The organism is Pseudomonas sp. RIT411 (assembly GCF_003057735.2).
Classification (GTDB): Bacteria; Pseudomonadota; Gammaproteobacteria; order Pseudomonadales; family Pseudomonadaceae; genus Chryseomonas; species Chryseomonas oryzihabitans.
This window is the reverse complement of record NZ_QBIZ02000009.1, coordinates 52,909-72,583: the sequence shown is the minus strand read 5'-3', so window position 1 is coordinate 72,583 and position 19,675 is coordinate 52,909. Positions and strand designations below refer to the sequence as shown.

22 protein-coding genes and 1 tRNA gene are annotated in these 19,675 nt (G+C 66.5%); 9 read left to right on the top strand and 14 right to left on the bottom strand.

What is annotated here, in order from left to right; translation table 11 throughout:
* The first annotated feature begins 367 nt into the window (after positions 1–367).
* Entirely contained in the window at positions 368–1,255 is an 888-nt protein-coding gene (rarD, locus tag DBY63_RS14475) for an EamA family transporter RarD (RefSeq protein ID WP_042134534.1), read from the top strand.
* Between the two features lie 45 nt (positions 1,256–1,300).
* On the opposite strand, the gene secB is transcribed toward rarD, so the two are convergent.
* Genes secB through DBY63_RS14460 form a run of 3 tightly spaced genes read right to left on the bottom strand, consistent with a single transcriptional unit; the run spans position 1,301 to position 2,508 of the window.
* A complete protein-coding gene (gene secB, locus DBY63_RS14470) occupies positions 1,301–1,765 on the bottom strand; it encodes a protein-export chaperone SecB (protein ID WP_007159775.1) in 465 nt (154 codons plus the stop codon).
* A gap of 27 nt (positions 1,766–1,792) precedes the next feature.
* Positions 1,793–2,047 (bottom strand): glutaredoxin 3, encoded by a 255-nt coding sequence (gene grxC, locus DBY63_RS14465; protein WP_007159776.1) that lies wholly within the window; start codon positions 2,045–2,047, stop codon positions 1,793–1,795.
* A gap of 41 nt (positions 2,048–2,088) precedes the next feature.
* Positions 2,089–2,508, bottom strand: a complete 420-nt coding sequence (locus tag DBY63_RS14460) for a rhodanese-like domain-containing protein (protein WP_007159777.1) — start codon at positions 2,506–2,508, stop codon at positions 2,089–2,091.
* A 182-nt stretch (positions 2,509–2,690) separates the two neighbouring features.
* On the opposite strand from DBY63_RS14460, the gene DBY63_RS14455 reads away from it, so the two are divergent.
* The 4 genes from DBY63_RS14455 to DBY63_RS14440 all read left to right on the top strand — a co-directional run bounded on the left by DBY63_RS14455 (position 2,691) and on the right by DBY63_RS14440 (position 6,850).
* Complete coding sequence (locus DBY63_RS14455) at positions 2,691–3,302, top strand: NAD(P)-dependent oxidoreductase (RefSeq protein ID WP_027600697.1); 612 nt, start codon at positions 2,691–2,693, stop codon at positions 3,300–3,302.
* Positions 3,303–3,435: 133 nt separating this feature from the next.
* Positions 3,436–4,719 (top strand): peptidoglycan DD-metalloendopeptidase family protein, encoded by a 1,284-nt coding sequence (locus DBY63_RS14450; RefSeq protein ID WP_108581606.1) that lies wholly within the window; start codon positions 3,436–3,438, stop codon positions 4,717–4,719.
* A 29-nt stretch (positions 4,720–4,748) separates the two neighbouring features.
* Positions 4,749–6,092 carry a S41 family peptidase gene (locus DBY63_RS14445; protein WP_108581607.1) on the top strand — a complete coding sequence of 448 codons (1,344 nt, stop codon included), beginning with the start codon at positions 4,749–4,751 and terminating at the stop codon, positions 6,090–6,092.
* Positions 6,089–6,850 carry a divergent polysaccharide deacetylase family protein gene (locus tag DBY63_RS14440; protein ID WP_027597485.1) on the top strand — a complete coding sequence of 254 codons (762 nt, stop codon included), beginning with the start codon at positions 6,089–6,091 and terminating at the stop codon, positions 6,848–6,850. The genes DBY63_RS14445 and DBY63_RS14440 overlap by 4 nt, the downstream gene beginning before the upstream one ends.
* Positions 6,851–6,867: 17 nt before the next feature.
* Here the strand turns inward: DBY63_RS14440 and DBY63_RS14435 are convergent, their stop codons facing one another.
* From DBY63_RS14435 to DBY63_RS14390, 10 genes are all read right to left on the bottom strand, one after another.
* Positions 6,868–7,629, bottom strand: a complete 762-nt coding sequence (locus DBY63_RS14435) for an ABC transporter substrate-binding protein (protein WP_027597484.1) — start codon at positions 7,627–7,629, stop codon at positions 6,868–6,870.
* Between the two features lie 183 nt (positions 7,630–7,812).
* A complete protein-coding gene (locus DBY63_RS14430) occupies positions 7,813–8,574 on the bottom strand; it encodes a transporter substrate-binding domain-containing protein (RefSeq protein ID WP_027597483.1) in 762 nt (253 codons plus the stop codon).
* Positions 8,575–8,623: 49 nt separating this feature from the next.
* A complete protein-coding gene (locus DBY63_RS14425; RefSeq protein ID WP_027600694.1) occupies positions 8,624–9,385 on the bottom strand; it encodes an ABC transporter substrate-binding protein in 762 nt (253 codons plus the stop codon).
* A 29-nt stretch (positions 9,386–9,414) separates the two neighbouring features.
* Complete coding sequence (gene hisF, locus DBY63_RS14420) at positions 9,415–10,197, bottom strand: imidazole glycerol phosphate synthase subunit HisF (protein ID WP_007159785.1); 783 nt, start codon at positions 10,195–10,197, stop codon at positions 9,415–9,417.
* A 21-nt stretch (positions 10,198–10,218) separates the two neighbouring features.
* Positions 10,219–10,512 carry a chorismate mutase gene (locus tag DBY63_RS14415; protein ID WP_074584157.1) on the bottom strand — a complete coding sequence of 98 codons (294 nt, stop codon included), beginning with the start codon at positions 10,510–10,512 and terminating at the stop codon, positions 10,219–10,221.
* A 10-nt stretch (positions 10,513–10,522) separates the two neighbouring features.
* The gene (gene hisA, locus DBY63_RS14410; RefSeq protein ID WP_027597481.1) at positions 10,523–11,260 is read right to left on the bottom strand and encodes a 1-(5-phosphoribosyl)-5-[(5-phosphoribosylamino)methylideneamino]imidazole-4-carboxamide isomerase; all 738 of its coding nucleotides are present in this window, start codon (positions 11,258–11,260) and stop codon (positions 10,523–10,525) included.
* A gap of 31 nt (positions 11,261–11,291) precedes the next feature.
* Positions 11,292–11,549 carry a DUF2164 domain-containing protein gene (locus DBY63_RS14405; RefSeq protein WP_027597480.1) on the bottom strand — a complete coding sequence of 86 codons (258 nt, stop codon included), beginning with the start codon at positions 11,547–11,549 and terminating at the stop codon, positions 11,292–11,294.
* Entirely contained in the window at positions 11,549–12,187 is a 639-nt protein-coding gene (gene hisH, locus DBY63_RS14400) for an imidazole glycerol phosphate synthase subunit HisH (RefSeq protein ID WP_027600692.1), read from the bottom strand. The genes DBY63_RS14405 and hisH overlap by 1 nt, the downstream gene beginning before the upstream one ends.
* Entirely contained in the window at positions 12,187–12,780 is a 594-nt protein-coding gene (hisB, locus tag DBY63_RS14395) for an imidazoleglycerol-phosphate dehydratase HisB (RefSeq protein WP_007159790.1), read from the bottom strand. The genes hisH and hisB overlap by 1 nt, the downstream gene beginning before the upstream one ends.
* 144 nt (positions 12,781–12,924) lie before the next feature.
* Positions 12,925–14,589: an OFA family MFS transporter gene (locus DBY63_RS14390; protein WP_027600691.1), complete on the bottom strand. Its 1,665-nt coding sequence runs from the start codon at positions 14,587–14,589 to the stop codon at positions 12,925–12,927.
* A 295-nt stretch (positions 14,590–14,884) separates the two neighbouring features.
* Here DBY63_RS14390 and DBY63_RS14385 point away from each other — a divergent pair, with 295 nt between their 5' ends.
* From DBY63_RS14385 to DBY63_RS14370, 4 genes are all read left to right on the top strand, one after another.
* Positions 14,885–17,110 (top strand): AsmA family protein, encoded by a 2,226-nt coding sequence (locus DBY63_RS14385; protein ID WP_027597477.1) that lies wholly within the window; start codon positions 14,885–14,887, stop codon positions 17,108–17,110.
* On the top strand, positions 17,107–18,171 hold the full coding sequence (gene mutY / locus DBY63_RS14380) for an A/G-specific adenine glycosylase (RefSeq protein ID WP_108581608.1): 1,065 nt from the start codon (positions 17,107–17,109) through the stop codon (positions 18,169–18,171). Before DBY63_RS14385 ends, mutY begins: the two co-directional genes overlap by 4 nt.
* The gene (locus DBY63_RS14375) at positions 18,168–18,440 is read left to right on the top strand and encodes an oxidative damage protection protein (RefSeq protein WP_027597475.1); all 273 of its coding nucleotides are present in this window, start codon (positions 18,168–18,170) and stop codon (positions 18,438–18,440) included. The genes mutY and DBY63_RS14375 overlap by 4 nt, the downstream gene beginning before the upstream one ends.
* Positions 18,441–18,526: 86 nt before the next feature.
* Positions 18,527–18,602, top strand: a tRNA-Phe gene (locus DBY63_RS14370).
* 187 nt (positions 18,603–18,789) lie between these two features.
* On the opposite strand, the gene DBY63_RS14365 is transcribed toward DBY63_RS14370, so the two are convergent.
* Entirely contained in the window at positions 18,790–19,128 is a 339-nt protein-coding gene (locus tag DBY63_RS14365; protein ID WP_108581609.1) for a cupin domain-containing protein, read from the bottom strand.
* Between the last annotated feature and the right edge of the window lie 547 nt (positions 19,129–19,675).

The following is a 19,675-nucleotide window of genomic DNA, read 5'->3' as shown; positions in this document are numbered from 1 at the left end:
GGAGAGGGCTGGGGTGAGGGTAAGCCGTGCGATGAACTCTTCAGTGGAAAAGGCTGCGCCGTTTTCCACGCTATGGCCTCGGATACCCCCTCTCCCTCCGGGAGAGGGCTGGGGTGAGGGTAAGCCGTGCGATGAACTCTTCAGTGGAAAAGGCTGCGTCGTTTTTCACGCTACAGCACTGATCGCGGCCATGGGCCGCTCCTACAGAGGCGCGATGTATCGGGAGGAGCGGCCGCATCGGCGGGTCGCCATGGCCGCGATAGCGCAGTGGCGCAGCAGGCAAACGCTTGCTGTCGTCACTCCCACATTACACCGCCCCTTAGGCTATCCTGCCCGGACAAGAACGTTGCCTGCCTAAGGACCTCTCATGTCTGCCTTGCGCCAGGGTTATGCCCTGGGCCTCACCGCCTATGGGCTGTGGGGCTTGTTTCCGCTGTTCTTCAAGCTGCTGGCGGCCCTGCCGGCGACCGAAATCCTGTTCCAGCGCATCCTCTGGTCCGCCCTGTTCAGCGCCTTGCTGCTGCTGGTCTGGCGCCATCGCGGCTGGTGGGCGGAGTTGCGCGCCCACCCGCGACGGCTGCTCTGGCTGGCGCTGTCCGGCGCCCTGGTGGCCTGCAACTGGCTGGTCTACATCTGGGCGGTCAACAACGCCCATGTGGTCGAGGCCAGCCTGGGCTACTACATCAATCCGCTGGTCAACATCCTGCTCGCCCTGGTGATCCTCGGTGAACGCCTGCGGCCGCTGCAGTGGATCGCCGTGGGCCTGGCGGTGCTGGGCGTCGCCCAGCAATTGTGGACCCTGGGGCAACTGCCTTGGGTCTCCCTGGCGCTGGCGCTGACTTTCGCCTTCTATGGCCTGGTGCGGCGGCAGACGCCGGTAGCCGCGCTGCCGGGCATGGTGGTGGAGAGCTGGATGCTGGTGCCGATCGCCCTGGTCGCGCTGCCGCTGCTGACCCCGGGGGTGAGTCTGCAGGCGGAGACCTGGCAATCCTCGCTGGGCCTGCTGATCGTGCTGGCCGGGCCGGTCACCCTGATCCCGTTGCTGTGCTTCAACGCCGCGGCGCGCAAGCTGCCCTATTCGACCCTGGGCTTCCTGCAGTACCTGGCGCCGACCCTGGTGCTGATCCAGGCGGTCTGGCTCTACGACGAACCCTTCCCCCGCGAGCGGCTGTTCGCCTTCATCTGCATCTGGACGGGCCTTGCCGTGTTCAGCTTCGATCTCTGGCGCGCCAGTCGCAAGCTGAAGGCCGGATAGCAGAACGCCCCTGGCAAGGGGCGTTCGTCACCGCAGCGGCGCCGATCAGGCTTCGCCGGCGGTCTGCATGCGCGCCAGTTCCTGGGCGTAGAGGGCGTCGAAGTTCACCGGCTGCAGCATCAGCGCGGGGAAGGAGCCACGCACCACCATGTTGTCCAGCGCTTCACGGGCGTAGGGGAACAGGATGTTGGGGCAGAAGGCGCCCAGGGCATGGGCCATGGAGGCGGCGTCCAGGCCCTTGATCAGAAAGATGCCACCCTGCTGCACTTCGGCGATGAAGGCGGTCTCTTCGTTGTTCTTGACGGTCACGGTCAGGGTCAGCACCACTTCGTGGAAGTCGTCGCCCAGGGTCTTCTGGCGGGTGGCCAGGTCCAGGTTGACGTTGGGCTGCCAGTCCTGACGGAAGATCTCGGGGCTCTTGGGCGCTTCGAAGGACAGGTCGCGGATGTAGATGCGTTGCAGGGAGAACTGAGCGCCGTCTTCCTGGGCGCCATTGGCTTGGTCGGTCATGGTAGGGCCTTGAGTGATGAGTGTTGGTCAGGCGGACAGCAGCGGATCGAGACGTCCGCTTCGGTCTAGGGCATAGAGATCGTCGCAACCGCCGACGTGGGTGCTGCCGACCCAGATCTGCGGCACGCTGGTGCGACCGGCCTTGCGAGCCATCTCGCTGCGCAGCGCCGGCTGGCCGTCGACGGAGACTTCCCGGTAGGCCACGTTCTTGCGATCGAGCAGGTGCTTGGCACGATGGCAATAGGGACACCAGGCACTGGTATAGATGACGACGTCAGACATGCGCGGTCTCCAGTGGCCGATGAGGCGGCCACGCTAGGGGTTCACTTAACCAGGGGCAGATTCTCTGCACGCCAGGTGGCGATGCCGCCGTTCAGCCGGGCGGCGGTGAAGCCGGCCTTCTGCAGATCGCCGCACACGGCGCCGGCCTGCTGGCCGGCGCTGTCCACCACGATCAGGGTCTTGGCCTTGTGCTTCTCCAGTAGAGACAGGCTGCTGGCGACTTTCTCCTGGGCGATGTTCAACGCGCCGACGATATGCCCGGCGGCGAAGTCCTTGCTCGGGCGGATGTCGAGCACCACGCCCTCTTCGCGATTGACCAGGTTGGTGAGTTCGCCGGTGGACAGGCTGCGCCCGCCCCGACGGGTCTCGTTGAACAGCATCAGGGCGACGATGGCGAGGAAGGCGGCGACGAGCAGCGGATGATGGGTGGCGAATTCGACCACCCGACCGAGAAATTCCATAATGAAAGAACTATCCAAGGAGGGCTAAAAATGCTGGCCAGTATACACAGCCCCCCGATGGCGCCATACCCTCGCCGCCCCCGGGTTATCCGCAGGTAACCAGCTCATCCCGAACTGCCTCCTTGGCGGCTTCCGTCGCTCTGCCTAGGCTTGGCTTCCCTTCATTTCCGAGGAATCCAGCCATGACTTCCATCGCCCTACTCGGCGCCACCGGCAACGTCGGCAGCCGTCTGCTCGACGAAGCCCTCTCCCGCGGCCACCGGGTCACCGCCCTGGTGCGGGAACCCGCGCGCCTGGCGTCCCGTGCCGACCTGAACGTGGTTGCCGGCGACGCCAAGGATCCGCAGGCGGCCAAGGCGCTGTCCGGCCATGACGTGCTGGTCAGCAGCCTGAGATTCGCCGACATCGCACCGGATACGCTGATCGACTTCGCCAGAGCCACTGGCATCCCGCGCCTGCTGATCGTTGGCGGCGCCGCCAGCCTGAAGCTGCCGGACGGCTCGCGACTGTTCGATGCGCCGGCCTTTCCCGCGGAATACCGCAGCGAAGCCGGGGCCGGTATCGCTACCCTGGACGCCCTGCGCGGGGTCAGCGACCTCGACTGGGTCTTCGTCAGTCCGCAGATGGTCTTCGCCCCGGGCACCCGCACGGGCCGCTTCCGCCTGGGCGACGATACCCTGCTGTTCGATGCGGCCGGGGACAGCCACATCTCCTACGAAGACTTCGCCGTGGCCCTGCTCGACGAGGTCGAACGTCCCGTTCATCACCGTACCCGCTTCACCGTCGGCTACTGAAACGGAAATGCCCCCTCGTTCGCAGCCTGGCCGCCTGGTCGGGCCGTGAACGCTGAACGGCGTGCCTTGCCGTTTTTTTTGCCGGATGTGACGGGCATACTAGGCGCTTCGCCCTAGAAACGTACGACCTCGCATGCGCCGTGTTCTCGCCCTTCTCCTGCTTGCCAGCGTTCTCGCTCCCGCCCTGGCCGACGATCGCGCCGATACCCAGCGGCAGATCGAGCAGACCCGCCGGGAAATCCAGGAGATGCAGAAGGTCCTCAAGCAGGTGCAGGCCGAGAAGTCCGGCGTGCAGAAGCAGTTGCAGGGCACCGAGACCCAGATGGGCGAGCTGGAAAAGCAGGTCGACTCGCTGCAGAAGCAGCTGGAGAACGGCGAAAAAAAGCTGCAAGAGCTGGACGGGCGCAAGAAGAAGCTCGACCAGTCTCGCGCTGAGCAACAACAGCTGATCGCCGTGCAGGTGCGGGCCGCCTACCAGAGCGGCCGCCAGGAATACCTCAAGCTGCTGCTCAATCAGGAGCATCCGGAAAAGGTCAGCCGTACCCTCACCTACTACAACTACCTGAATCGCACCCGGCTGGATCAGCTCGCCACCTTCAACGACACCCTGCGCGAATTGCGCGAGGTGGAACAGGGCATCCAGCAGGAACAGGGCGACCTGGTCGCCCGCCGCGAAGACCTGGAAAAGCGTCAGGCGGAGCTGGCCGAGGTGCGCAAGGAGCGCCAGGCGGCGCTGGCCAAGATCAACGCGGACTACCGCGACAAGAGTCGCGAGATCGAGAACCGCGAGCAGGATCAGGCCGCGCTGAACAAGGTGCTCAAGACCATCGAGGAAACCCTCGCGCGCCAGGCCCGCGAAGCGGAGGAAGCCCGTCAGCGGCAACTGGCCGAAGCCCGCGCCGCCGAAGCACGGGAAGCGGCACGGCGCCAGGCGCAAAGCGAGCCGAAAGCCCCGCGCCCCTCGAACGCCCCGGAACTGGCGGTGTCTAGTGCAGCACCTGCCTATGGCGGCGCCTTCGCCAATGCCCGCGGCAAGCTGCCCTGGCCGGTCGATGGCCGTCTGGTGGCGCGTTTCGGCAGTGCCCGCGGCGACGACCCCCGCGCGAAATGGGACGGTGTCCTGATCGCAGCCGGAGCCGGTACCCGGGTCAAGGCGGTGCACGACGGCCGGGTGGTCTTCGCCGACTGGCTAAGAGGCGCCGGCCAACTGGTTATCATCGATCATGGGAATGGCTATCTCAGCCTGTACGGACATAATCAGAGCCTGCTCAAGTCTGCGGGTGACGTGGTCAAGGCCGGGGATGCCATCGCGACCGTCGGCGCCAGCGGCGGTCAGGAAGCCTCCGCCTTGTACTTCGCCATCCGCCAACAGGGCCGCCCGACGGACCCGGTCATCTGGTGCCGTGCTCAGGGATAGTGCGACACACCTCGGTTTAGGAGCTGCACATGCCGCATCGCTTTCGTCCCACCGTCCTGGTCCTCGCCCTGCTGTTCAGCGGCGTCGGAGTCGTCCAGGCGCAATCGTCGCAGAGCACGCCGGCTGCGGTGACGCCGGTCGCACCGGGCGCCGCGCCCGCGGCACCGGCCAGTGCTCCGCTGCCGCTGGACGAGCTGCGCACCTTCGCCGAGGTGTTCGACCGCATCAAGGCCGCCTATGTGGAGCCGGTGTCGGACAAGGTCCTGCTGGAGAACGCCATCAAGGGCATGCTCAGCAACCTGGATCCGCATTCCGCCTATCTGGAACCCAAGGACTTCGCCGAACTGCAGGAAACCACCAGCGGTGAATTCGGCGGCCTGGGCCTGGAAGTCGGCCAGGAGAACGGCTTCATCAAGGTGGTCTCGCCCATCGACGACACCCCGGCGGCCAAGGCGCGCCTGCAACCGGGCGACCTGATCGTCAAGATCGACGGCCAGCCCACCAAGGGCCAGGCCATCAACGAAGCCGTCGACAAGATGCGCGGCAAGCCGGGCAGCCCCATCGTGCTGACCATCGTCCGCGGTGGCGGCCAGCCGTTCGACGTCAAGCTGGCGCGGGCGGTGATCAAGGTCAACAGCGTCAAGAGCCAGCTGCTCGAATCCGGCTACGGCCTGCTGCGCATCTCGCAGTTCCAGGTCAATACCGGCGAAGAGACGGTCAAGGCGCTCGGCAAGCTGCGTCAGGAGAACAAGGGCAAGCTCAAGGGCCTGATCCTCGACCTGAGAAACAACCCGGGCGGGGTCCTGCAGTCGGCGGTCGAGGTGGCGGATGCCTTCATGACCCACGGTCTGATCGTCTACACCAAGGGCCGCCTGCCCAACTCCGAGCTGCGCTTCTCGGCCGATGCCGCCGATCCCAGCGAGAAGGTGCCCCTGGTGGTGCTGATCAATGGCGGCAGCGCCTCGGCCGCGGAAATTGTCGCCGGCGCCCTGCAGGATTCCAAGCGCGGCATCCTCATGGGCACCGACAGCTTCGGCAAGGGTTCGGTGCAGACGGTGCTGCCGCTCAACAACGACCGCGCGCTCAAGCTCACCACGGCGCTCTACTACACGCCGAGCGGGCGCTCCATCCAGGCCCAGGGCATCACCCCGGACATCGCTGTGGCGCCGGCCAAGGTCACCCCGCAGAGCGGCAGCGACGAATACTTCCGCGAAGCGGACCTGGCCGGTCACCTGGGCAATGGCAATGGCGGCGCCGATCGGCCCACCGGCAGCAAGGCGCCCAACCAGAGTCCGCGGCCGCAGGATGACGACTTCCAGCTCTCCCAGGCGCTGTCGCTGCTCAAGGGACTCAACGTCACCCATATCCCGTGAGGGCGGGACGCTGGCTACTGGCCGGGGCGCTCGCCCTGGTCGGCACCCTCGCCCAGGCCGCCACCGCGCAGCTGACCATCGTCATCGACGACCTCGGGCAGAATCCGGCGCGGGATCGGCAGGTCCTGGCCCTGCCCGCGCCGGTGGTCCTGGCGATCATCCCCGAGACCCGCTACGCCGCCGAACTGGCCACCGTGGCCCACCGCGCCGGACGCACCGTGCTGCTGCACCTGCCCATGGACCCGGCCGGCGGTCCCTATGCCTGGCATCCGGAGATGTCCTCGGCCGAGCGCCTGCAACGCCTGGACCGGGCGCTGGAACGGGTACCCGAGGCGGATGGGGTGAACAATCATGAAGGCAGTCGCATGACCGCGGACCGCCCCGCCATGGCCGAGTTGATGCAGGTCCTGCAGGAGCGTCACCTGCTGTTTCTCGACAGCCGCACCAGCGCGGCCACCGTGGCCGCGGCGGAAGCCCAGAAGATCGGCCTGGCCAGCGTCTCGCGCGATGTCTTTCTCGACAACGACGCCACCCCGGCGGCGGTGGCGGCCCAGCTGGCCGAAGGCGTGCGCCTGGCCCAGCGCCAGGGCAGCGCGGTGCTGATCGGCCATCCGCACCCGGCGACCCTGGCGGTGCTGGCCCAGCAGTTGCCGCTGCTCAAGGCCCAGGGCGTGGAGGTCATCGACCTGCCGCAGATGATCGCCCTGCGGGCCAACCAGGCCATGCCCGGGCACGGTCGCGCCGGTCGCTATCGCTAGCGAGCGGCCTCCAGGCGTCAGAGGTAGTTGTTGGTGATGCTGTCGATCACCCCTTCCTTGCGCATCTGCTCCAGCGCCGCCCTGAGGCGTATTACCACCTCGTCAGGGGTGTCCTTGTTCAACGCCAGATACTGATCCACCTCGTTGAAGCGCAGCAGCGTCTGCAAGCCGGTCACCCCCTGCTGCTTGGCGAGATAGCGGCCGACAGGATCGGCGGTAGCCCAGATGTCGATCTGGCCTTTCACCAGTTTGTCGACGTTCTCCTGATCGCGCAGGGCGTCGATGACCGGAATGCCCTGGGCGGTCAGCGTCTTGCTGATCACATCGTTGCGATAGGTACCGATGCGATAGCGGGCGGCGTCCTTGAGCGTCTTGACGTCCAGCTTGCTGCCAGGCAACGCCTGCAGGGTCCAGCTCGAGCGGCCGAAAGGGCCCACCCATTTGAACTGATCCTTGCGCGCCTCGGTGTAGGCCACGGAGAAGAGGCCGTAGTTGGGCGTCTCCTGGGTCAGCCGATAGATGCGGTCCCAGGGGAAGCGCAGCGAAAGGCTGTACTTGATGCCGGCCCGCTTGAACATCTCGCGGACGATATCGGTGGCGATACCATCGATGGCGTCATCGCGGGCGAAGTTCTTGTCATCGACCGACATGTTGAAGGGAGGATAATTCTCGGTCAGGAGCACGACCTGGTAGTAATCCGGCAACTCGGCCCGGGCCTGGGTCAGACCCAGGGTGCAACCCAACACCACACCTGCAAGACGCAACCACAGCTTTTGCATTGCAACTCCCTGGCGACGCACGGCCGCATTTCCGAGGTTTCGTCGAATATTCCTTTACAACATTCAGCGCTCACTGCCGCTGGCTGCGCCGCGGTCGTCAGTCCTGCGTCGATCCCGGTCTGGCCGCCTGGCCGATCCGGAATTCCTGGCCCCTGGCGTCCACGCCCACCGCCGGGCGGCGCACTAGAGATAGTTGTTGGTGATGCTGTCGACCAGACCTTCCTGGCGCATGGCATCCAGGGCCTGCTGCAGGCGGGTCACCACCTCGTCGGGGGTGTCCTTGTTCAAGGCCAGGTAGAGGTCGGATTCCTGGAAGCTGAGCAGGGTCTGCAGATTGCTGACGCCCTGCTGCTTGGCCAGGTAGCGGGCGACCACGTCGGTGGTGGCCCAGACGTCAATCTCGCCCTTCTGCAACTTGGCGATGTTCTCCTGATCACGCAGGGCATCGATGGGAACGATGCCCTTCTCCTGGATCATCAGGCTCACCGCGGAATTCTTGTAGGCACCGACGCGCAGCCGGGCCGCCGTGGCCAGGTCCGGCACCTTGAGGGTGCTGCCGGACAGCGCCATGAACACCTTGCGGGTCTTGCCCAGCGGCCCGACCCACTTGAACAGCGGCAGCCTCGATTCGGTGCGCGACACGGAGAACAGTGCGTAGTTGGGGCTTTCCAGGGTCAGGTTGTAGATGCGATCCCAGGGAAAGCGCAGCGAGAGGTTGTAGTCGATCCCGGCGCGCTTGAACATTTCGCGCACCAGATCGGCGCTGATGCCGTCGATGGCATCGTCACGCGCGAAGTTCTTGTCGTCCACCGCCATGTTGAAGGGCGGGAAGTTCTCGGTCAGCAGCACCACGCGATAGCCCGCTGGCAATTCCGCCCGGGCCGTCCCCAGGCCCAGGGTGCAACTCAACAGTACGGCGGCGATGGCCAACCAGGACTTGCGCATAGCTCTCTCCTCAGGCGACCGTCCGCGCCGATCGCTCGGCCCGCCGGGATCACAGATAACGATTGAAGATGGTCTGAACCGCGCCGCTCTGGCGCATCTCGTCGAGGGCCTTTTGCAGCTTCTGTACCACCTCGTCGGGGGTCTGCTTGTTCAGCGCCAGGAACAGCTCGCCGCTGTTGAAGCGCAGCAGCATCTTGAGTCCGGTCACGTCTTCCTGGCGGGCCAGGTAGCGGCCGGCGGGGTCACCGGTGGCCCAGACATCGATCTGTCCCTTGACCAGGCGCTGTACGTTTTCCTGATCGCGCAGCGCGAGATCCGGCTGGAAGCCCTGCTGGGCGAGACTCTCGGCGATGGCGTCACCCTTGTAGGCGCCGATCTTGAGCTGCTGCTTGCGGACGTCGTCCAGGCTGCGCAGCTGCAGGTGGCTGTCGGCGCGCCCAAGCAGCACCCAGTCGTCCGGACCGATGGGGCCGACCCACTTGAACAGCCCCTCGCGCTCGGGCAGCCGGGCGGTGACGAAGACCCCATGGTCGGGCTGATCCAGGGCCATGCCGTAGATCCGCTCCCAGGGAAATCTCAGGGTGAGGTTGTAGGAGATGCCGGCGCGCTGGCACATCTCGCGGACCATGTCGACGGCGATGCCCTTGAGCTCGCCCTCGCGAGCGAAGTTCTTGCCATCCACGGAGAAGTTGTAGGGCGGGAAGTTTTCCGTCAGCAGCGTCAGCTGATAACCCGCCGGTAGCTCCGCCCTGACCGCAGTCGTCGATACCAGCAGCAAACCGGCCAAGCAGGCCCAGATTCCCTTGCGCACGCCCCTCTCCCTGCCGGCACCGCCGGTGCTTAAGATTTTGTGGAGCGTATCACAATCCCTTTTTCGGCCAGGTACCGTTTAGCCTCGGGAATGGTGCATTCGCCGAAATGGAAGATGCTCGCCGCCAGCACCGCAGAGGCCTTGCCTTCGAGGATGCCGTCGGCCAGGTGCTGCAGATTGCCGACGCCGCCGGAGGCGATCACCGGGATGCCCACCGCCTCGCTGACGGCGCGGGTCACGCCCAGGTCGAAGCCGTTCTTCATGCCGTCCTGGTCCATGCTGGTGAGCAGTATCTCGCCGGCGCCCAGGCCTTCCATCTTCTGCGCCCAGGCCACGGCGTCGAGGCCGGTGGGCTTGCGTCCGCCATGGGTGAAGATCTCCCAGCGCGGCGTCTCGCCCGGGCCGCTGACGCGCTTGGCGTCGATGGCCACCACGATGCACTGGGAACCGAAGCGCGCCGCGGCTTCACCGACGAATTCCGGGGTGAAGACCGCCGCGGTGTTGATCGACACCTTGTCGGCGCCGGCATTGAGCAGGTTGCGGATGTCCTGCACGGTGCGCACGCCGCCGCCCACGGTCAGCGGGATGAACACCTGGCTGGCCATGCGCTCCACGGTGTGCAGGGTGGTATCACGACCCTGGTGGCTGGCGGTGATGTCGAGAAAGGTGATCTCGTCGGCGCCCTGCTCGTTGTAGCGGCGGGCGATCTCCACCGGATCACCGGCATCGCGGATGTTCTCGAACTTGACGCCCTTGACCACGCGGCCATTGTCCACGTCCAGGCAGGGGATGATGCGTTTCGCCAGCGCCATGTTGCTCTCCAGAAAACGAAGTCAGGTACGTTGCAAGGTGGCGTGCTCCGCCAGCTCAGCCTCGATGAATGCGGCGATCATTGCCCGATAGACCTGCTCGACCACCACAGGCGATGCGCCTGCTTCGGCAGCCAGCGCCTTGACCTTGGCGATGACCTGCTCGACGCGTTGTGGCGCACGCACGGCGTCATCGTCCTTCTTGAAGCGCGCGGCCTGGCTGACATAGGCGCCACGGGCCGCCAGCAGCTGAACGATCTGCTGATCGAGATCGTCGATCGCCGTGCGGACCTCATCGAGCGAAGAGCATTCGATCACCGCCGCGCCCTCAGACCTTGAAGTTATCGCACAGCGCCTGGGCCTCGGCGACGTCGAGGGTGCCCTCGTAGATCGCCCGACCGGTGATGGCGCCGATGATGCCCGGGCTGCGGGCGTCGAGCAGGTTCTGGATGTCACCCAGGTTGTGGATGCCGCCGGAGGCGATCACCGGGATGCTGGTGGCTTCGGCCAGGGCCCGGGTGGCCGGCACGTTGCAGCCCTGCATCATGCCGTCGCGGGCGATGTCGGTGTAGACGATGGCGCTGACGCCGTCGGCTTCGAAGCGGCGGGCCAGGTCGGTGACCTGCAATTCGCTGACCTCGGCCCAGCCGTCGGTGGCGACGAAGCCGTCCTTGGCGTCCAGGCCGACGATGACCTTGCCGGGGAAGGCGCGGCAGGCTTCAGCGACGAATTCCGGCTGCTTGACCGCCTTGGTGCCGATGATCACGTAGCTGACGCCGGCGCGGACATAGTGCTCGATGGTCTCCAGCGAGCGGATGCCGCCGCCGATCTGGATCGGCAGGCCAGGATAGCGCTTGGCGATGGCGGTCACCACCTCGCCATTGACCGGCTGGCCTTCGAAGGCGCCGTTGAGATCCACCAGGTGCAGCCGGCGGCAGCCACCGTCGACCCACTGGGCGGCCATGGCCACGGGATCGTCGGAGAACACGGTGGAATCTTCCATGCGCCCCTGGCGCAGGCGGACGCAGGCACCGTCCTTGAGGTCGATGGCGGGGATGATCAGCATGGCAATACCTTGGCTCGGGGGTGAGGGCGATCTAGGGCTTTTCCAGCGCCCAGATGTCGCTTTCCAGGCTGTCGACACGCTCCCTGAGCAGGGTCTGCACGTCGGCAACCGCCTTGTTGTAGTACAGCGGCCCGCACTCGCGGGCGAAGAAATCCAGCAGTTCCTCGACTTCGAACCGCCCCAGGCAGACCTCGAAGCGGTCGTCCAGCAGGGTCTGCAAGGCCGTGACCAGGCGCTGGCTCTGCTCGGGTTCGAGCGTCACCAGCGGCGCGGGCGGCTTGCGCGCCATTACCAGCGGCCGTCCCAGGCGAGGAAGTTGGCATAGAGCTGCAGGCCGCAGTCGGCGCTCTTCTCGGGGTGGAACTGGGTGGCGAAGCGCGAGCCGTCGGCCAGCGCCGCGGCGAAATCCAGGCCATAGTGGCCGCGCCCGACCACCTGGCGCGGATTGCCGGCCTCGACATAGAAGCTGTGCACGAAATAGAAGCGGGCGCGATCGGGGATGCCGTGCCAGAGCGGATGGTCGAGCACATGGCTGACCTCGTTCCAGCCCATGTGCGGCACCTTGAGGCTCTCGCCCTCTTCCTGCATGCCGCCCGGGAAACGCCGTACGGCGCCGGGGAACAGGCCAATGCAATCCACGCCGCCGTTCTCTTCGCTGCGCTGCATCAGCGCCTGCATGCCGACGCAGACGCCGAGGAAGGGGCGGTCCTGGCTGACTTCACGGACCAGCTCATCGATGCCCTGGCGGCGGATCTCGGCCATGCAGTCGCGGATGGCGCCGACGCCGGGCAGGACGATGCGGTCCGCCTCGCGGATCACCGCGGGATCGCCGGTCACCAGTACCTGGTGGCTACCGGCATGCTCCAGGGCCTTGGCCACGGAGTGCAGGTTGCCCATGCCATAGTCGATGACGGCTACCGTCTGCATCACAGGCACCCCTTGGTGGAGGGCATGACGCCGGCCATGCGCGGGTCTTCGGCAAGGGCCATGCGCAGGGCGCGGCCAAAGGCCTTGAACACCGTCTCGATCTGGTGGTGGCTGTTGACGCCGCGCAGGTTGTCGACGTGCAGGGTCACCTGGGCGTGATTGGTGAAACCCTGGAAGAATTCGAGGAACAAATCGACGTCCATGCGGCCCACGGTGGCGCGGGTGAAGGGCACGTTCCAGTGCAGCCCGGGCCGGCCGGAGAAGTCGATGACCACCCGCGACAGGGCTTCGTCCAGGGGCACATAGGCATGGCCATAGCGCTGGATGCCCTTCTTGTCACCGACCGCCTTGGCGAAGGCCTGGCCGAGGGTGATGCCGATGTCTTCCACCGTGTGGTGGTCGTCGATGTGCAGGTCGCCGCGGCAGTGGATATCGAGGTCGATCAGCCCGTGGCGGGCGATCTGGTCGAGCATGTGCTCGAGGAAGGGGACCCCGGTGTCGAAGCGCGCTGCGCCCGTGCCGTCCAGATCCAGGGATACCTTGACCTGGGTCTCCAGGGTGTTGCGCTCGACGGTTGCCTTGCGTTCGGCCATAGCCTGCTCCGCGAAAATCGGTGGGCGAAAGGGCCGATATTATAGGGGCGCGGGGGCTGGATCGAAAGCGCGGCGGGACGAGGCGTCCCACCGCGAGGGGCGCCCGCGTGGGGACGCCCCATTACCGTCCGGTTCGGCTGTGACTCAGCTGAACAGGGCGGCGGTCTTTTGCAGGGTGATCCAGATGCCCCAGGCCAGCGGGATGCCCACGGCCAGCCAGGCGGCGATGGCCAGCGGCTTGGTCTTGGGATCGGCGCTCCACTCCAGCACCTGGGCGCTGCCGGCGTTGCTGTCGTGGCCATTGGCGCGCTCGACGGCGAGTTCGGCTTCGGTCATGAAGTGCTTGTCGGCCACCGGACGCACCATCAGGTTGCAGATGAAGCCCAGCACCAGCAGACCGGCCAGGATGTACAGGGTGATGTCGTACACCTGGGCGCGGGGGATGCCCATGCTCAGCTGATACTCGCGCAGGTAGTTGACCAGCACCGGACCGAAGACGCCGGCGGCGGCCCAGGCGGTGAGCAGGCGACCGTGGATGGCGCCGACCATCTGGGTACCGAACAGGTCGGCGAGGTAGGCCGGCACGGTGGCGAAACCACCGCCGTACATGGACAGGATCAGGCAGAAGGCGAAGACGAACAGCGCCACGCTGCCCAGGTGACCGGTCCAGGGCACGATGGCATAGAGCACGAAGCCCAGGGTGAAGAAGACGAAGTAGGTCATCTTGCGGCCGATGTAATCGGAGAAGGATGCCCAGAAGAAGCGACCGCCGATGTTGAACAGGCTCAGCAGACCGGTGAAGCCGGCGGCGATGGCGGCGATCTGCTTGAGCTGATCGGCGCTGAGTTCACCGTAGGCCAGGCCGTTGCCCAGCAGACGACCACCGAAGACTTCCTGCAGCAGCGGCGACGCCATGCCGAGGATGCCGATGCCGGCGGTCACGTTCAGGCAGAGCACGGCCCAGACCAGCCAGAACTGCGGGATGCCCCAGATCTTGCTCACGTGGACGTGGCGATTGGTGATCATGGCGTTCTGCGCCTTCTTGGTCGAAGGCGTCCAGCCGGCGGGTTTCCAGCCGGTCGGCGGTACGCGATAGCCCAGGGCACCGCTCATCATGAACACGAAGTAGACCACCGCCATGACCAGGAAGGCCTGCCAGACGCCGACCTCGGTCGCCGAGGCGAAGTGGCGCATCAGCAGGTCGGCCAGGGGGGCACCCACCATGGCGCCGCCACCGAAGCCCATGATGGCCATGCCGGTGGCCATGCCGCGCTTGTCCGGGAACCACTTGATCAGGGTCGACACCGGCGAGATGTAGCCCAGGCCCAGACCGATACCGCCGATCACGCCCGAACCCAGCCACAGCATCCAGATCTGGTGGGTATAGATGCCCAGGGCGGAGATCAGCAGACCACCGCACCAGCACAGGGCCGAGACGACCCCGGCCTTGCGCGGACCGGCGTGTTCCAGCCAGCCACCGAAGAGGGCGGCGGAGCAGCCGAGGAAGATGAAGAACAGGGTGTAGATCCAGCCGAGCTGCGAGATCTTCCAGTCACAGGTGGCACTGAAGATCTGCTCGAAGAAGCCCATCTCGACCGGGCAGGCCACGGCGGCGGTGATGCCGATCGCCTTGGACAGCGGCAGCCAGAAGACCGAGAAGCCGTAGGCCATGCCGATGCACAGGTGGATGGCCAGGGCGGCCGGCGGGACCAGCCAGCGGTTGAAACCGGGCCGGGCGACGATGCGCTCCTTGGAAAGGAAAGCCGGACGTGCCGAAGCGACACCGCCAGCAGTGAGAGTAGTGCTCATGGGTTCAGCCCTTTTCTAGTGTATAGCGTCCAGGCCGGTGGACATTCCCTGCACGCTTCCCCTTAAACGAGTCAAAGAAACGGCGCCAACCGACCAGAGGTGCGCGACATTAAAGCGCACCCTGGCCAACTGCCAGCCCTGCTGATTTACCAGGGTACGGGCGGCATCAGTCATCCGACGAAACGGGCGAGTACCACTGCTGTCACAGCGCCGACACCTCGATGTCATCGGGGCCGGCCGAGCCCCTATACTGGCCAGTCGCGCCATCGCCCGCCGGAACAGGAATTTCCTCGTCATGAAAGCTTTCGCCAAAGTGCTGGGTATCGTCCTCGTCGGCCTGCTGCTCCTGCTGGTCGCCGTAGGCTTCGCCCTCACCCACCTGGTCGATCCCAACGACTACAAGGACGAGATCCGCCAACTGGCGCGCGACAAGGCCAACGTCGACCTGCAACTCAAGGGCGACATCGGCTGGAGTCTGTTTCCCTGGCTGGGCGTCGAATTGCACGACGCCACCCTGGCCAGCGCCGCTACCCCGGATCGCCAGCTGGCCCAGGTGCAGCGACTGATCCTCTCGGTCCGCCTGCTGCCGCTGCTGCTGCGGCGCGACCTGGAGATGAGCGACATCAAGATCGACGGCCTGGACCTCACCGCCAGTCGCGATGAGCAGGGCCGCACCAACTGGGCCGAGATCGGCCGCCCGGCACCCAAGGCGGACACGGGCGCCGCGCCTACCGACACCTCAGGCGGCGCCTCCGCGCCAGGCGAGCCGAGCGCCGGTCGCCAGCCGCTCAAGCTCAACGTCGAGAGCCTGACCGTGCGCAATTCGCGGGTCGAATACAGCGACGCCCGCAGCGGCGCGCGCTATGCCTTCGACGGCATCGACCTGGAGACCGGGGCCATCTATGCCGGCACCGCCATTCCCATCAAGCTGGCCGGCACCGCCAGCACCACCCAGCCGCCGGTCAACGCCACCGTGCTGCTCAACGGCAAATTCCGCTTCGATCCCGCCAACCAGCAGTACGCCCTGGACGACCTCCAGCTGACCGGCGACGCCAGCGGCGAGCCCTTCAACGGCAAGCTGGTCAACTATTCCGCCAGCGGCCAACTGGCCGTCGACCGCCGCGCCCAGACCGCCGAGTGGACCAGCCTCAAGCTCACCGCCAACGACCTCAAGGCCCTGGGCGATCTCAAGCTCACCGGCCTGGAAAGCGATCCGCAGCTGGCCGGGCGCGTCTCCATCGCCCGCCTCGACCTGCGCGCCTTCCTCGACAGTATCGGCGTCGAATTGCCGGCCATGGCCGATGCCAAGACCCTGCAGCGCTTCGAGATGAATGCCCAGGTGCAGGCCAGCCGCAACGCCCTGGCGCTGGACGATTTCAATTTCCAGCTGGACGACAGCACCCTCAAGGGCCGGGTCGCGGTAGCCGACATCGCCCGCCGCGCCCTGCGCGTCCAGCTCAGCGGCGACCGCCTGGACCTGGATCGCTATCTGCCGGCCAAGGCCGCCGCGGCGCGCCAGGCCAATGGCGCACGCCAGGAAGAGGTCGCCCAGGTCGATGCCATCGCCACCCAGGGCAATTCGCCGCTGCCGGAGGCCCCGACCCAGCACGCCTGGAGCCAGGAGACCCTGCTGCCGGTGGAGCGCCTGCGCAGCCTGGACGCCGAGGTCGATCTCGGCCTGCAGCACCTGACCCTCAATCGCCTACCCTTCGAAGGCGCCAGCCTCAAGGCCAGGGCCGCCGATGGCCAGTTGCAGCTCAGCGCCCTGGAAGGCGAATTGTTCGGCGGGCGCTTCGCAGCCGAGGGCGCCCTCGACGTGCGGGGCGTCCAGCCGCAACTGACCGCCCGCGAGCGCATCAAGGGCGTACCGGTGGAGCGCATCCTCCAGGCCCAGGGCCAGAAGCCGCCGGTGGAAGGGCTGCTCGACCTGGACGCCGATCTGCGCAGTTCGGGCGCCAGCCAGCGCAGCCTGATCGACAACCTGGGCGGTACCGCGCGCTTCGCCCTGCGCAACGGCCAGCTGATCGACGCCAATGTCGAAAGCCAGCTGTGCCAGGGCATCGCCCTGCTCAATCGCAAGCCGCTGGAGCTGCCCCATGGCGGCCAGAACACCCCCTTCCGCCAGTTGAGCGGCAGCCTCAGCATCGTCAACGGCGTGGCCCGCAACCAGGACCTCAGCGTCAGCGTGCCCGGCCTTGCGGTAAAGGGCGCGGGCGACATCGACCTGCGCACCCTCGGTCTCGACTACCGCCTGGGCATCACCGTGCAGGGCGACACCAATGCCGCCGCCGACCCCGGCTGCCAGGTCGGCGAGCGCTATGCCGACATCGAGTGGCCCCTGCAGTGCCGCGGCCCCCTGGAACTGGGCGCCAAGGCCTGTCGCCTGGATCGCGAAGCCATGGGCCAGATCGTCGCCCGCGCCGCCGGCAATCGTCTGAACGAAAAAATCGAAGAGAAGCTCGGTGATAAGATCAGTCCCGACATCCAGAACGCCATCCGAGGGCTGTTGCAACGTCGATGACTGATGACGACTTTGGTACCGCCGTGCTGGCCTGGTACGACCTGCACGGTCGCAAGGATCTGCCCTGGCAACAGGCCGTGACGCCCTATCGGGTCTGGGTCTCGGAGATCATGCTCCAGCAGACCCAGGTCGCCACCGTGCTGGGCTATTTCGATCGCTTCATGCAGGCGCTGCCCACCGTCGAGGCGCTGGCCGCCACCCCGGAAGACGAGGTCCTGCACCTCTGGACCGGTCTTGGCTACTACAGCCGTGCGCGCAACCTGCACAAGGCCGCCAAGACCGTGGTCGAGCGCCATGGCGGCGAATTTCCCCGTAGCGTCGAGGCCCTGGCCGAGCTGCCCGGCATCGGTCGCTCCACCGCCGGCGCCATCGCCAGCCTGAGCATGGGCATCCGCGCGCCGATTCTCGACGGCAACGTCAAGCGCGTCCTGGCCCGCTACACCGCCACCGCCGGCTATCCCGGCGAACCCGCCGTGGCCCGCCGCCTCTGGGACGTGGCCGACCGGCTGATGCCCCGCGAGCGGGTCGGCCCCTACACCCAGGCGATGATGGACCTGGGCGCCACCCTCTGCACCCGCAGCAAGCCCAGTTGCCTGCTGTGTCCGGTCAAGCTGGGCTGCCGCGCCCACCTGCTGGGCCAGGAAACCGAGTTTCCCACGCCCAAGCCGCGCAAGACGCTGCCCCAGCGGCAGACGCTGATGCCGCTGTTCGTCAACGACGCCAACGCCGTGCTGCTGCAGCGCCGCCCCTCGACCGGTCTCTGGGGCGGTCTCTGGGGCCCGCCGGAGGTGGCCGACGTGGCCGAGCTCGAAGCCCTCGCCGAACGCCAGGGCCTGGTCATCGACGAACGCCAGGCGCTGCCCGGCCTGGTGCACACCTTCAGTCACTTCCAGCTGGCCATCGAACCCTGGCTGGTCCAGGTGGACCACCGCCAGCACCGCGTGGCCGAGGGCGACTGGCTTTGGTATAACCTCGCCTCCCCGCCGCGCCTGGGCCTTGCCGCCCCGGTGCAGAAACTGCTCAAGCGCGCCGAGCAGGCGCTCAAAGGAGAACCCGCATGACCCGCACCGTGATGTGCCGCAAGCACAAGCAGGAGCTGCCTGGCCTCGATCGTCCGCCCTATCCCGGCGCCAAGGGCGAAGACATCTATCAGCACGTCTCCAAGCAGGCCTGGGAAGAGTGGCAGAAGCACCAGACCATGCTCATCAACGAGCGTCGGCTGAACATGATGAACACCGAGGATCGCAAGTTCCTACAGGCCGAGATGGACAAGTTCCTGTCCGGTGAAGACTACGCCCAGGCCGAGGGCTACGTACCCCCCAGCGCCTGAGTCGACGGCTAAGCGCCCGAAAAATCTAAATTTTTTTGGACTCACTGTTGACACAAGGTCGAGAAACGCTTTTAATGCGCCCCGTTGCCCAGGTAGCTCAGTTGGTAGAGCAGGGGATTGAAAATCCCCGTGTCGGCGGTTCGATTCCGTCCCTGGGCACCAAGACAAGCTTCCGGATCCTGCGGGATCTGGAAATCAGAGAAACCGGCCTAGCGCCGGTTTTTTTGTGCCTGCGATTCCTACCCGCTCGCGTCCAAACCCCGGGCGCGTCCCTTCCCTGCCGCCCAGAACGTCTTTGCAACGACCCGCGCTGCGGGCGCCTGGTCTGAAGAGTTCGGTACCGCCCTGCTCACGCGGGTGCTGGAGCCCCGTCCACCGCACCGAGATGGATCGCCAGCCACACCGTGGCGACCGCGGGATCGGTGTAGGTCACCCAGTGCTCGACATCAGCCGGGATGAACAGCGTATCGCCCGGTTCGAGTGCCACCTCCCGCCCCTCCAGGGCGATCCGCGCGGCGCCCTTCAGCAGCAGCACCCATTCCTCATGGGCCTGCCGCCAGGGCGCCGCTGCCGGCGTCGTCTGGCCCTGGGAGACGATCCGCTCTATACGACAGCCGGGCCGCTCCAGCAGGGCCGTGAACACCTCCGCCGCAGAGGCATCGGGCAGGTCGCGAAACAGATTGCTCATGACGTTTTCCCTCCGGGGCTGGCGCCAGGGCGCCGAGGTCATCCAGCCTGCACCGGTCCGCACGGGCGCTCAAGCCGCGCAGGGCTCCTCCGCACTCGGAGCCCGCGGCCAGGCCACCGGGTCCGCGGCTATTTGCGGTCAGGAGTGCGATCCGCCCGACGGTTTCAGGAGGTCGTTTCCCGGCTGCAGGGGATTTCGGCGATGATCGATCGCAGCAGTGGCAGCCCGTCCAGGGTGCCGCTCGACCTTGGCTGACCGCTGTGGTCAGTCGGACTCCGCACCAGGCGCACGGAGGCGCTCGCTGCATGCCCATTCCCTCGCTTCCCCTCGTCGCTCCCGCTCTGCCCGGCGCTCTCCCCCAGGACGCCGTCGCTCAACCCGGCCCGCGCGCCGTCGAGCCCGCCGCACCCTTCTGGCTCAGGCTCCTGAGTGGCGTCAGCCTCTGGTTGAACCGGTTGTTTCTCAGCCTGGTCATGGCGCTGATCGGCTTTACCCTATGGCACTGGTGGCAGGGATGAAACGGCGCCTGGATCAACTGGAGTTGACC